The 11783-nt window shown below is 40.7% G+C and carries 15 protein-coding genes; 9 read left to right on the top strand and 6 right to left on the bottom strand.

Annotated features, from left to right (window positions below; all coding sequences use genetic code 11):
* Window positions 1-7 precede the first annotated feature (7 nt).
* From NR125_RS15785 to NR125_RS29940, 3 genes are all read right to left on the bottom strand, one after another.
* Window positions 8-1477 (bottom strand): Msr family ABC-F type ribosomal protection protein, encoded by a 1470-nt coding sequence (locus NR125_RS15785; RefSeq protein ID WP_019383420.1) that lies wholly within the window; start codon window positions 1475-1477, stop codon window positions 8-10.
* Window positions 1478-1493: 16 nt separating this feature from the next.
* A complete protein-coding gene (locus NR125_RS15780) occupies window positions 1494-2363 on the bottom strand; it encodes a putative RNA methyltransferase (RefSeq protein WP_251267305.1) in 870 nt (289 codons plus the stop codon).
* A 315-nt stretch (window positions 2364-2678) separates the two neighbouring features.
* Window positions 2679-2723, bottom strand: coding sequence for an erythromycin resistance leader peptide (locus NR125_RS29940; RefSeq protein ID WP_108721263.1), 45 nt, complete (start codon window positions 2721-2723; stop codon window positions 2679-2681).
* 128 nt (window positions 2724-2851) lie between these two features.
* Between NR125_RS29940 and NR125_RS15775 the strand changes: the two genes are divergently transcribed.
* Together NR125_RS15775 and NR125_RS15770 are read left to right on the top strand one after the other, a co-directional pair.
* Complete coding sequence (locus tag NR125_RS15775; protein WP_071158301.1) at window positions 2852-3343, top strand: YoqH family protein; 492 nt, start codon at window positions 2852-2854, stop codon at window positions 3341-3343.
* 71 nt (window positions 3344-3414) lie between these two features.
* Window positions 3415-4266: a GNAT family N-acetyltransferase gene (locus tag NR125_RS15770; protein ID WP_009334190.1), complete on the top strand. Its 852-nt coding sequence runs from the start codon at window positions 3415-3417 to the stop codon at window positions 4264-4266.
* Window positions 4267-4518: 252 nt separating this feature from the next.
* Here the strand turns inward: NR125_RS15770 and NR125_RS15765 are convergent, their stop codons facing one another.
* Window positions 4519-5388: an EamA family transporter gene (locus NR125_RS15765; RefSeq protein ID WP_019383424.1), complete on the bottom strand. Its 870-nt coding sequence runs from the start codon at window positions 5386-5388 to the stop codon at window positions 4519-4521.
* A gap of 158 nt (window positions 5389-5546) precedes the next feature.
* On the opposite strand from NR125_RS15765, the gene NR125_RS15760 reads away from it, so the two are divergent.
* Window positions 5547-5777, top strand: coding sequence for a hypothetical protein (locus NR125_RS15760; protein ID WP_256815653.1), 231 nt, complete (start codon window positions 5547-5549; stop codon window positions 5775-5777).
* A 65-nt stretch (window positions 5778-5842) separates the two neighbouring features.
* Here NR125_RS15760 and NR125_RS15755 read toward each other — a convergent pair whose 3' ends face one another.
* Window positions 5843-6214, bottom strand: a complete 372-nt coding sequence (locus NR125_RS15755) for a VOC family protein (protein ID WP_071158299.1) — start codon at window positions 6212-6214, stop codon at window positions 5843-5845.
* Between the two features lie 180 nt (window positions 6215-6394).
* On the opposite strand from NR125_RS15755, the gene NR125_RS29935 reads away from it, so the two are divergent.
* The 5 genes from NR125_RS29935 (at window position 6395) to NR125_RS15730 (ending at window position 9658) form a co-directional block, all read left to right on the top strand.
* Window positions 6395-6583 carry a hypothetical protein gene (locus NR125_RS29935; protein ID WP_071158298.1) on the top strand — a complete coding sequence of 63 codons (189 nt, stop codon included), beginning with the start codon at window positions 6395-6397 and terminating at the stop codon, window positions 6581-6583.
* 268 nt (window positions 6584-6851) lie between these two features.
* Window positions 6852-7076, top strand: a complete 225-nt coding sequence (locus tag NR125_RS15745; protein WP_175502200.1) for a hypothetical protein — start codon at window positions 6852-6854, stop codon at window positions 7074-7076.
* Window positions 7077-7169: 93 nt separating this feature from the next.
* Window positions 7170-7550, top strand: a complete 381-nt coding sequence (locus tag NR125_RS15740; RefSeq protein WP_009334195.1) for a VOC family protein — start codon at window positions 7170-7172, stop codon at window positions 7548-7550.
* A gap of 42 nt (window positions 7551-7592) precedes the next feature.
* Complete coding sequence (locus tag NR125_RS15735) at window positions 7593-8288, top strand: Type 1 glutamine amidotransferase-like domain-containing protein (RefSeq protein WP_009334196.1); 696 nt, start codon at window positions 7593-7595, stop codon at window positions 8286-8288.
* Between the two features lie 254 nt (window positions 8289-8542).
* Window positions 8543-9658: a cysteine desulfurase family protein gene (locus NR125_RS15730; protein WP_071158297.1), complete on the top strand. Its 1116-nt coding sequence runs from the start codon at window positions 8543-8545 to the stop codon at window positions 9656-9658.
* A gap of 1 nt (window position 9659) precedes the next feature.
* Here NR125_RS15730 and NR125_RS15725 read toward each other — a convergent pair whose 3' ends face one another.
* Window positions 9660-10262 carry an ADP-ribosyltransferase-containing protein gene (locus NR125_RS15725; protein ID WP_256815649.1) on the bottom strand — a complete coding sequence of 201 codons (603 nt, stop codon included), beginning with the start codon at window positions 10260-10262 and terminating at the stop codon, window positions 9660-9662.
* A gap of 81 nt (window positions 10263-10343) precedes the next feature.
* On the opposite strand from NR125_RS15725, the gene NR125_RS15720 reads away from it, so the two are divergent.
* Complete coding sequence (locus NR125_RS15720) at window positions 10344-11351, top strand: DUF3231 family protein (RefSeq protein WP_009334199.1); 1008 nt, start codon at window positions 10344-10346, stop codon at window positions 11349-11351.
* Window positions 11352-11783: the final 432 nt, after the last annotated feature.

Below are 11783 nucleotides of genomic sequence, written 5' to 3'. Positions count from 1 at the left end.
CATTTTTTTATTCGTAATGCTTTAAAACCAGCTGCTGTTCTTCAATGGCATATACACAGTCAGCGACCCGATCCATAAATACTTTATCATGAGATACCAGGAGGACGGTACCCTCATATGCTTTTAAAAATCGTTCAAGGGCTTCAATGCAATAAACGTCCAGAAAATTCGTCGGTTCATCTAATATCAGGACATTATATCTGCCGAGGAACAGCTGGCAAAGCACGAGACGGATCGCTTCCCCGCCGCTTAAGCGGCAGACATCCTTTTTCAGATCATTACCTGTAAAGCTCATAGAATGGAGGACAGAACGAATCTTGCTTTCATCGTAATCGCTTGTTTCTTTCATAAATTCAAAAACAGGCTTACTTTTCTCAAATTGGTAATCCATTTGTTCATAAGCGCCTATAACTGCTTTCGGAGAAAGAATCGTTCCCTCGCCGCGATCGAAGATAGCTTTTAGCAGTGTTGTTTTTCCGGAGCCATTTTTCCCAGTAATTGCGATGATTTTTCCAAGCGGAAATTGGAAGTTCGCTTCCTTAATAAGTGTTCGGTCTCCTGCTTTCAGCGTAATCCTCTCACCCATAATGGGATACTTATTATGCATTTCAAGAGCGGGGTGCTGATGAAAGTGGATGGTCGGATCTTCTTTGGGCGCTTCAACAGCTTCAAGCTTCTGCACCCGCTGCTCAATAGCTTTAGCTGCCCGCTGGACGGCTTTTTGGCTTGTTTCTTTTGACTTCGTCATAAACATTTTGTTTGCTTTCGCCTTTGTTTCTTTTTTTGAGATATGTCCGCTGGCTTGCGTTATTTTGTCTGCCTTTTTCATTTTTTCTTCTGCCGCTTTTAATAGCCGGGACTTCTCTTTCAGATATTTTTCATGCTGTTCCAGCTGCTGTGTTCGCTTAAGCTCTTTTTGAGCCTTGTAGTCCGAATAATTTCCGGTATACTCTGTCACGCATCCATGTTCAATTTCCCAAATCTTTGTGACAAGCTTATCCAATATATATCGGTCATGACTGACAATGACCAGTGCTCCATAATAATAGGTCAATTCTTCAATGAAAAACTTGATCCCTTCTCTGTCGAGATGGGTAGTAGGTTCATCAATCAATAATCCTTCATAGTAGTTTGAAAAGATTCCAGCAAGCTTCAGCTTTGTTTGTTCACCGCCGCTCAGATGATTCATATCGATTTTAGGTATCGATAATTTCCCTGCGAGACCAGGGTCAATATCACTTGCCTCTGGAGCGGCGAGCTGATCGAAATAAGCAAAATCGGCCAAGCGGTTCACAATTCCCTGGTCAGGGTGTATCTGACCGGACATCAGCTTTAGGAGAGTGCTTTTTCCTGCCCCGTTTTTTCCTACAATGCCAATGCGGTCGAATTGATGAATGGCCAGCCGAGGAATATTCAATACCAATCTATCTAAATAAGAGACTTCTATATTTTCTAATTCAAAACATACTTTTTCCATCATAAAACCTCATTTCTTATTTGTTTATTCCGATCAGGATATCTGCATCTAACGTTACATGACCGCTGTTCCTGCCAATAAAAGAATGAATGGCAGCCTGATTGGAATCCCAGGAAAGGGGAGACATCCTGACTAAATACGGAAGTTTGCTTTCGTCCATTTTTCTTACATCCGTCACATGAATCGTGTCAGTTAGAGTAAAATGCTTTCTAAAAAGGGAAACGACCTCATCATTTTTATATAAATTATTTTCATTGCTTCCATAAAAGGAATTCCGCATTTCCTTTAAATGCCCACTCCGCGGGACCGCCTTTATGATGATCCCTTTTGAGGTCAAAATTCTCTTGAATTCCCTGTAATTTGAAGGAGAGAAGAGATTCAGAATCATATTGAAGGACTGATCTGCTAAAGGAGGTTTAGCCAGATCCCCTACAAGCCATAGTTCATTTTTGTAATTTTTCGCAGCCTGTTCAATCCCGGCTTTCGAGATATCCACACCAACACCTGTCATCGTTCCAATCCCGGATTTCTCTAATATCTTTTTCAGGTGTGAACCTTCACCGCACCCTGCATCAAGCATTAAGGATGGAGTGCTGGAATGTGCGAAATAGTCATGAATGACGGCTGAAATTTTGTCATGAAGAGGATCAAACAGTTCACTTTCCATGATGATTTTCTCTCTTGCTTTATATAAAGTTTTGCTGTACCGGCTCTTGGCAGAATGATTCAGCATGTTCACATATCCATGCTTTGAAATATCATAGGTATGCCTGTTCGGACATAAGAGGCTTTTATATTGAACAAGATCTAATGATTCCTGACAGAGCGGGCATTTTAGAGAAGTACTGAAAGTCTTAAACTTTGCAGCGATTTTTTGATTTACCATGTTTTCTCTTCCTTTCAACAAAAAAAATCACAGGCATCTGCCTGTGATTCAGAGTAAAGGGAAGAAGACCCATCCTAATTTGGTTTGGGCTGATCAGAGCCGTCAGCAAATAAACCTTCCTGTTTTTTGGAAGAGTTTAACAGATAAAAAAAGAGAAAGGCAGTAAAATCATGCCTTTCTCAAATTGCCAATTTCGTTTGGCAGAATATGAAATAACAAATTGACGCTATTCCATATAAATTGAAGATTATTAAAAAAGGACAGACTGATCCCATTTACTCTGCATACACAAGCAGAGCCTTTGAACGTATTCAATTACTGGTTCAAAGCTGGGAATCGAAGTCTCATTGCGTGTGTCATTTTTTAATAATCCTCCTTAAAGATAAAATACAGTTGTATTATAAATGCTATTATTAGATAAGTAAAGGTCCGTGCGGAATTTTATAAAAGAGGGGAGGGAAGACTTAGTTTGAAATGGAGGGAATAATATGAAAAATAAATTTTTCCTGATTTTATTCATCGCACTTTTTGTATCTTGTAGTTCGGCATATGCCCAATCCCTGACTTATCCCTGTAGCATAGTACTTGAGCCGGTAAATGAAGTCCCCAATATTAGCGGCACAGCTTTAATTGCAAAGGTAAAGAAACCATATACGGATCAGCCAGGAAGTCCTGTAAGAGAACGAACCGCTGTCGGTATATACGCTGATTGGATGCCTCAGCCTTCAGCATTTGGGGATTATGATCAATATGAAGGATTTGCTCAAATTCCTGGTGTAATAAGCTGGAGATTTAAAATGTATCCCATTAAGGAAGATCAGCCAAGCTGGTTTGGCGGTTCGCCTTGGGTGGGGAAATTTGATGAAATCTCAGCAGAATTATCTGCTGAAACGATCGTAAGCTTGAGGCTGTCCAATTCCAGGACCAATCGTCTGGGACCGGCCGTTTTACAAAGTACATTAAAGGGATGTGTACAGTAAGAAGGATTTTGTATAAAGGGTATTTAATACTAATTAGGGTGAAAAAACAAAAGACTAAGAGGGAGAAGCGAATGATAGCAGAGTTAGGAGAACTAAATCAATATGATATTCCCGGTCTAATAGATTTATCGGCATCGGTTGGATGGGATTATGATGAAAATGAAGTTAGAACACTTTTGGAATCTGGGAGAGTTTTCGGACATAAGAATTCTGCAGGGAGAATTGTTTCAAGCTCAGCAATAATCCCCTATGATACTAAACTGGCGTCGATTGGCATGGTTATTGTCCATGAAGAATTCAGGGGATTAGGGCTGGCAATGGAAGCAGTCCGGAAATGTGCTGAAAGTATTACTGCGGATAGGACGGTAATGCTGATTGCAACGAAGGAAGGACAGCCCCTTTATGAAAAAATGGGCTTTACAACAGTGGATTATATAAGCAAATTTCTTTGTGATAAATTTGTCCCTGAAAATTTACTGGATCATGATGGAGTTTTCATAGAAGACTTCAATCAGTCTGATTTAACCAAACTTGTTGATTTGGACGGGGCTGCCTTTGGGGATAAGCGAAGTGTTTTTCTCCGCAATCGAATCAGCCAGTCCAAACAATGTCTGGTTGTTAAGAATAATAATGGAGAAATCATTGGATATGGACTATCCATACAGGGGCCAGTCAATTTAATACTCGGACCTATTGCGGCTCCGGATTTAGAAACTGCTGCTCTAATCGTAGAAAAATTGGCTTTACATCATAAAGGGAAGCTGCGAATTGATGTTCCAGAGGGAAGAACTGATTTTATGTCCTATTTGGAGCGAAGCGGTTTTGTTAAATCAAATACTCCACCAGTCATGATAAAAAATTCAGCAGCTATGCCGCAGAGGAACAAATCCTTATATGCTATTGCTTCGCAGGCTTTTGGATAGGAGAATGATGAAATTGGCTATGCGCAAATAAATCGTTTTATCCACAAGTAAAATAGGGCTATGTGCAAATAAAATATTTTATCCGAAAGTAAATTTGGTCTATCCGCACGTAAATTTCACTAGGACGTCAATAATGCTTATATAGCTCTGAAAAACGGCTGCGGAAAGCCCAATCTCCATGCAAAATCATAAAAAAACGGCTTAATCTCAGGATTAAAGCCGTTTTTTTATGTATTTATCTTTAATTATCGCCTAGATAATCAGCAGTGCCGTCCCGATCGTAATAAGAATTGCGCCTGCAATTGTATTTAACGTCGGTTTTTCTTTTAAAATGATGAAACTTAATATCATTGTAAGCACAACACTGAACTTATCAATGGGGTTAACCACACTAACCTTGCCGATGGCCAGAGCGCCGAAATAGCACAGCCAGGATAATCCGGTTGCGGCTCCTGAGAGGAAAAGAAATAGATAAGACTTTTTGGAGATTTTTTTAAGATCCTTAAAGGTCCGCTGAAAAAACACAATCCCCCAGGCGAAAATAATGATGACCACTGTCCGGATGAAAGTAGCCACATTGGAGTCGACGTCTTCAATTCCTATCTTTGCTAAAATATTGGTGGCTGCAGCAAATACCGCAGACATTATCGCCAGGAAAATATACGATTTTGTATTGAATACCTTCTTTTTTGAAGTCTTTTTTCTGTCTTTTCCGATTAAAACAAAGGTTCCAATGGAGATAATGACTCCCCCTGAAACAACTAATGCTGTGGCGGGTTCCCTTAGAATAATAAATGATAACAGGATGGTTAAGACGACACTCGACTTATCAATGGGAACTACTTTTGACACATCGCCGATCTGAATGGCTTTAAAGAAACAAATCCATGATAGGCCGGTTGTCAGGCCTGAAAGAATGAGAAATATGTACGATTTGACAGAAATAGTCAAGATGCTTTCCGTTTCTCCCGTAATAACAACCATAAGATAAGCCATGATGACCACTACAATCGTCCGGACTGCAGTAGCCAGGTTGGAATCTACTTTTTCAATGCCAATTTTTGCGAGGATGGCTGTGAAAGATGCAAATACTGCGGCAAGCAGAGCTAAAATGATGCTCATAGACATGATCTCCATTTCTTCAATGGGTTTATTATATACATTTTATTTTACTGAAGTGCATATAGAATATTCTCTGATCCCTTTAGTGTAAATTTATAAAATTCTGTTTTCCTGTTGAGTATTCTATATTATAGTTTGGTTAAGCAAGGAGGCAGAAAATGGATCAAATTGATAAAAGAAATCGTTTGAATGATGAACCATTTCGTTTTCGGCAAAATAAGAATAACACAGTATTTCTTGATTATAATGGAAATCAAGTGAAAATTCTAAAAGGAAAAGATGCAGAGAAGTTTCTAAAAAAAATGAATGATGCTGAAGATGAAAAGAGCAGGCAGTTAATCATGGCGAAGATAACGGGGAACTTTAAACGGGGAAATGAACGGTTGTAATGGTTCTGAGCTAAAACAGCAGTGTCAATTGACACTGCTGTTTCTATCTTTATGTAAGCAGAATTCTATCTGTGCTGGTCGAAAAGAATAGCGTTGCCATCCGGATCTTCGAGTGTGAAACTTGCAGGGCCGGCGCCTGACTCATCTGCTTCGTTTATGATAGGAATCCCTTGTTCCTTCAGCTGCTTTTGTAGCTCCCGAATGTCAGTGAATCCCTCTAAATTTTCTGCGTTTTGGTTCCAGCCGGGGTTAAATGTAAGGATGTTTTTTTCGAACATGCCTTGGAATAGGCCTATCACACAGTTTTCATTCTTTAAGATCAGCCAATTTTGCGCAATATCCCCGCCTAATGCCTCAAAACCAAGTTTTTCGTAAAATTCTTTTGACTTATTAATGTCTTTAACAGTTAAACTTACTGAAAATGCTCCTAGTTTCATAGTTCCTCCATGGTTTTAGTTTTTATATAATTCAGATAACACAACTTGAGTTTAATCGAAGCCATTTTATAAAGCAATAGAGTGGCCATTAAAAAAGCGGCTAACGCCGCTTTTTAATAAAGTCTTCTTCTCCGAAACCGGCTGCAGGTAAAATCGGTTTGGATTTTCATATAAATATAAATGATCGTTGCAATTGTTCCTTCTTCGCCGGGCCAGTTTGTCTTTGGCTTAAGGCACTTAAGGAATTCCTGGTCACAGCAGCATTTAGATCTCCCGCTTGCCCAGCATTTATCATGGACCCTGCAGCAGGCATCCACGCCATTAATAGGGCCGTCTGGTCCGCTGCAGCCGGGACCGCACCATCTGTAGCCGGGAAATAGACAAGGAATTTGTTTTCTTCTAGTCAATAGTATCCCTCTTTTTATATCAATTTAATTATTGATATGGCAGATCATTCATAGAGGTGTGGTTACTTAACTACTAAATGAAGATTGTTTACGCATTAAGGGCAGGGGCCCATACCCCATAGGCATCTGACGCATATCCTTTACTGTAGACAAATACAGAGGAGGAGTTCTGTTTGGATTATCAATATCAGCACATGCCTGCGACACAGGAGTATGTTCCGCAAAATAGCATGTATTTCCCTGAATACCGTATTCGGCCGGGTTTTGGATTCGGGAGACCAGGCTTTGGGTTTGGCCGGCCTGGATTCGGCTTTGGAGGACCAGGATTTGGACTGGGGCTTGGATTTTTAGGGGGGCTGGCGACAGGAGCATTGCTGGCACCTGGACCAGGATTTGGATATCCTTACTATCCATACCCGCCATACCCGTATCCGCCATATCCTTACTATTACTAAAGGAGGAGAGCTTTGTCCTGGGGCAGAGCTCTTTTTTAATTGATTTAATTTTCAGAATTGTATAATATGAAATAACGATAGGAGGATGAGAACATGATTAAACAAGTCGGACAAATAATGCTATACGTAAACAATCAGGATGATGCAGTGAATTTTTGGACTGAAAAAGCCGGGTTTCAGGTAATAGCCGAAGAAGATAATGGCCAGGGAATGAGATGGATTGAAGTGGCGCCATCAAAGGAGGCGGAAACGAGCATCATTCTCCACAATAAGGAGTGGGTAGAGAAGATGTCTCCGGGATTAAACCTGGGCACCCCTTCACTGATGTTCTTCACGGAAAATATTGAACAACTGTATAGTGACTTTTCAAACAAGAATATTACCGTTGGAGAAATGGTAGACATGCCTGCCGGCCGGGTTTTTAACTTTGCGGATGGAGAAGAAAATTACTTTGCTGTGATGGAGAAAAAGTGATAAAGGGGTTGAAAGCGCTGATAAATTAAGAGGTGTAGAAAGATGAAACAAATTATTGCTCTCGGAGGCGGAGGGTTTTCTATGGAGCCCGACAATCCATTATTAGATGCGTATATACTTAAACAATCTGGCAAACCAGTTCCCAGTATCTGTTTTGTCCCTACTGCAAGCGGTGATTCCGACCAATATACAAACAGATTCTATCATTTTTTTGAAAAAATGCCCTGTCAGCCATCCCATTTATCTTTATTTAAACCGCCAGCCAGAGATATAGAAGGATTTATAATGGAAAAAGATATTATTTATGTTGGCGGAGGCTGCACGAAAAATCTCGTTGCTTTGTGGAAGGAATGGGGATTAGATGCTTTGCTTAAAAAAGCATGGAATCAAGGGATTATTCTGGCTGGCATAAGCGCCGGCTCTTTATGCTGGTTTGAAGAAGGCGTTACAGATTCCTTTGGCGATGAAAAGCTGGATCCCTTAAAATGTTTAGGATTTTTAAAAGGCAGCAATTGTCCTCATTATGATGGTGAATTAAATAGAAGGCCTTCCTATCATCGATTAATGTCTGAAAACAAAATCAAAGCTGGTATCGCAGCAGATGATGGAGCCGCCATTCACTACATAGACCAGGATATTCTGAGGATTGTCAGTTCAAGACCTGATGCAAGGGCGTATAGAGTATATTTTGATGGAGAGGTAAAAGAAGAAGTGCTTGAAGCTGAATTTTTAGGATAACAACTTACGGGAACAGCGTACAAAAAATCGTCAGGACCACTAATCTGAACAGTTTCTCAAGCATTCCGCCAGCTCCTTTCGATTGGTAAGCATAGTTTTATTCTACGTGTCCTTTATTAATAGAATATAATTGGCCTGTAAAGTTTTTGTTAAGTGTATTTAGGGGTTCGCCGGCATCCCTTTTCCCATGTCTGAAACAGCTCTATTTCCTCTATTTTATGATTTTGATATTCTTAAGGAGAGGGGGAGAGGGAATGAACAAAGTCTATCTCGATTACAATGCAAGCACACCTTTGGCACCGGAGGTTTTAGATGTTATGAATCCGCTTCTGACGGGCTATTACGGGAATCCTTCCGCCCATCATTGGGCTGGGCATCCGGTAAAAGAGAAGCTGGTAATTGCCAGGAAACAGGTAGCTGGCTTGTTGTCATGTTTGCCGGAAGAGGTTATTTTTACAAGCGGCGGAAGTGAAGCGAATAATTTGGCATTAAAGGGTTATTATTTCAAGCATCAATATAAAGGCAAACACATCATTACGTCAAAAATCGAGCATCCTGCCATTGTAGAGCCCCTGAAATTTCTGGAGCGCCTGGGTGCTGAAATCACCATGGTGGATGTAGATGCATATGGGATGGTTTCTCCTGAGGCAATTGAAGATGCCATTCGGGAAGATACAATCCTGATCACCGTCATGCATTCAAACAATGAAGTGGGGACCCTTCAGCCGATCGATGAAATAGGGGAAATTGCCAGAAGACACAGGATCGCTTTTCATACCGATGCATCTCAATCCGCAGGCAAGGTACCTATTGATGTCAATCACCTGAATGTGGATATGCTCACTATAGCGGGCCATAAATTGTATGCCCCTAAAGGAATTGGCGCCTTATATATCAGAAAAGGCTTAGAGCTTGAGCCGCTGATTCATGGAGCCGGACACGAGTTTGGATTGCGAGCAGGAACAGAGAACACGATGCTTGCAGCCGGGCTCGGAAAAGCCTGTGAGCTGGCTCAGGACCAGGCCAGGGACCGGAAGTTCGCTGACTTAACGAATTATTTTTGGGTTCAATTGCAGGAGGCATTTGGTGATGAGGTTGTCCTTAACGGCCACGAAGAAAAACGGCTGCCGAATACCCTGAATGTAAGTTTTGTCAATCGGGTTGGACAGGACATTTTATCCGCCATTCCACAGCTTGCTGCCTCTACAGGGTCAGCCTGCCATTCAGGCATAGTGGAATTGTCCCCTGTTTTGAGGGAAATGAAGGTTCCTGAATATGTTGGAATGGGTGCTGTCAGATTCAGCCTTGGAAGATATACGGCAAAGGAGGAACTTGATCAGGTGATTTCCTGGCTGAAAGAAACATTCTAAATTATTCCACTGAAAAGACATCGGCAATCTGCAGAAGATCATCCGAAAAAATGCAATACATATCCGCATCATCGGCTTCAATGGCCATTTTTGGTACGGCAATTCCATCGTAGCCTTGCTTCGCAAGACTTTTGCGAAATTCTGAATTGGCTTCATCTTTATTCAGTAAGATCGCCTTATCTTTCCAGGTAAGGTGTCTTTTTTTTGCGCTTGCATAGTCACAAAAGGGGTCCCGTTCATCCATAAAATGTTCAAAGGAATCGAAGTCCTTTAATATTGGTTCATCTATATACACTTTATAAACAAATCCCAGCACCTGTTTGTCATATTCAACCACTTTCGGCAAACCATCTTCCAAGAACTCAGTGTCCGATTTTTCGATAACCGTTTCTGTTCCAATGGCAAAGGACTTCGCAGATTCAAAGTCTGATGAAAGCCATATGCCAAGCGTATCGATCTCTTTCATTGCTTTTTGCATAGTCTGCTCTTTATGAAAGTGGTCAAATTTCCTTATGGAACCGTGATAAACGATCAAAAGATACACCTCCCATTCATAGGATGCCCCATCATTTGATCCGTTATGAATGATGAAAAGATCCAGCATGATGATCCCTATTTTATAAAAAATTCATTTTTATTTCAGCACTTTGGAAATAATAAAATAAAAAAGAGGGACGTGCAGCCAATGAGTGATAAACAAAACACGGAATTAACTGCAGCTGAAATAGCTCAATTATGGTCGGCTTATTTGAACAGCAGCATGTGTAATTGTATTTTCACATACTTTTTAAATGCGATTGAAGATCAGGAACTACAGTCCATGCTTCAGGATAGTATTCAATTGACTGAAACACATTTACAGAAACTGACCGGTTTTTTTGAAAACGAAGGGTTATCCGTGCCACATGGATTTAAAGCTGAAGAGGATGTAAGAGAAGATGCTCCACAGCTGTTTTCGGAAAATTTTTCCCTGCATTTCTTCTACAATATTGCCATGTTTGCTGTTAATTTTTATGCGCTGTCCAAAACACTATCCGTCCGGTCTGATATTCAGGAATACTTTAACAATTGTTTGATGGAAATTAATGAATATGAAACAAAGCTAAAAAAAATGCTGCTGAACAGAGGCTTGTATATGAGATCCCCTCTTGTCATTCCAGTGAAAGAAACCAGCTTTGTTGAAAGCAAAAAATTCATGGGTGGTATGTTTGGAGATAAAAGGCCGCCGAACGTTATTGAAATTACAAATATCTATATGAATTTGAAAAGGAATGCCATGGGAAAAACGATTATGGTGGGATTTAGCCAGGTCGCCCAATCGAAGGAAGTTGGCCAATTCATGGTAAGGGGCAGGGACATAGCTGCCAAACATACAAAAGTATTTGCCGGGATGCTCGAAGAAAGTTATTTGCCTGTTAGTATGTCTTGGGATATGGAAGTAACGGATTCCACTGTCCCGCCCTTTTCAGATAAGCTAATGATGTTTATGACGACATCCCTCATTGCTCTTAGTGCAGGGATTTATGCCACAAGTGCAGCTGCAAGTGCACGAAAAGATATTTCGATTAATTACATTCGCTTGTCTGGTGAAATCGCTAATTTTGCTGAAGATGGTGCAAACATCCTGATAAAAAACGGCTGGTTCGAGGAGCCGCCGCATCCGGCAGACCATGATGAACTGGCAAATAGATAATCGCTGAAGGCTGGGGGAGGAGCGTATTCTTTTCCAGCCTTTTTTGATTTATTGTATTCCACTTGCATGAAGAATTAGAAAAGGGTGGAGAACAGCGAGAACTAGCAATTTGAATTTTTTTTCGATGGAGACAAAAACAATTACGCTGGCAGAACTAGTTGCGCTTATGGTGATGAACGCGAAGGTATTGAGAACCTAAACTGACCCGAAGAGACATACGGAATTAATGAAGAAATTCTACGCAGACGTACGGATCATCCAAAATGAGAATCGCTGCTGATTACGCCTGGAGATGGGCTGGCGATCTCATGAGTGGAAGGTGAATAACGACGAAAAGGGCAGTGCTCCAAAAGAAATGGTAGTTAATCGTAATGAATAACGACGAAAAAGGCTGTGCCCCATAAGGAATGGTAGTTAATCGTAATGAATAAC

It is taken from the genome of Cytobacillus sp. Bac17 (assembly GCF_024519925.1).
Lineage (GTDB): Bacteria > Bacillota > Bacilli > Bacillales > Cytobacillaceae > Cytobacillus > Cytobacillus pseudoceanisediminis.
This window is presented reverse-complemented; position numbering and strand designations above follow the sequence as displayed.

Excerpts from the sequence above, each read along its gene's own strand:
- NR125_RS15735 (WP_009334196.1), top strand. The coding sequence starts at position 7,593 with ATGAAACAAATTATTGCTCTCGGAGGCGGAGGGTTTTCTATGGAGCCC.
- NR125_RS15765 (WP_019383424.1), bottom strand. The coding sequence starts at position 5,388 with ATGAGCATCATTTTAGCTCTGCTTGCCGCAGTATTTGCATCTTTCACA.
- NR125_RS15730 (WP_071158297.1), top strand. The coding sequence starts at position 8,543 with ATGAACAAAGTCTATCTCGATTACAATGCAAGCACACCTTTGGCACCG.
- NR125_RS15775 (WP_071158301.1), top strand. The coding sequence starts at position 2,852 with ATGAAAAATAAATTTTTCCTGATTTTATTCATCGCACTTTTTGTATCT.
- NR125_RS15785 (WP_019383420.1), bottom strand. The coding sequence starts at position 1,477 with ATGGAAAAAGTATGTTTTGAATTAGAAAATATAGAAGTCTCTTATTTA.
- NR125_RS15745 (WP_175502200.1), top strand. The coding sequence starts at position 6,852 with ATGTATTTCCCTGAATACCGTATTCGGCCGGGTTTTGGATTCGGGAGA.
- NR125_RS15725 (WP_256815649.1), bottom strand. The coding sequence starts at position 10,262 with ATGCTGGATCTTTTCATCATTCATAACGGATCAAATGATGGGGCATCC.
- NR125_RS15755 (WP_071158299.1), bottom strand. The coding sequence starts at position 6,214 with ATGAAACTAGGAGCATTTTCAGTAAGTTTAACTGTTAAAGACATTAAT.
- NR125_RS15720 (WP_009334199.1), top strand. The coding sequence starts at position 10,344 with ATGAGTGATAAACAAAACACGGAATTAACTGCAGCTGAAATAGCTCAA.
- NR125_RS15740 (WP_009334195.1), top strand. The coding sequence starts at position 7,170 with ATGATTAAACAAGTCGGACAAATAATGCTATACGTAAACAATCAGGAT.
- NR125_RS29935 (WP_071158298.1), top strand. The coding sequence starts at position 6,395 with ATGATCGTTGCAATTGTTCCTTCTTCGCCGGGCCAGTTTGTCTTTGGC.
- NR125_RS15760 (WP_256815653.1), top strand. The coding sequence starts at position 5,547 with ATGGATCAAATTGATAAAAGAAATCGTTTGAATGATGAACCATTTCGT.
- NR125_RS15770 (WP_009334190.1), top strand. The coding sequence starts at position 3,415 with ATGATAGCAGAGTTAGGAGAACTAAATCAATATGATATTCCCGGTCTA.
- NR125_RS15780 (WP_251267305.1), bottom strand. The coding sequence starts at position 2,363 with ATGGTAAATCAAAAAATCGCTGCAAAGTTTAAGACTTTCAGTACTTCT.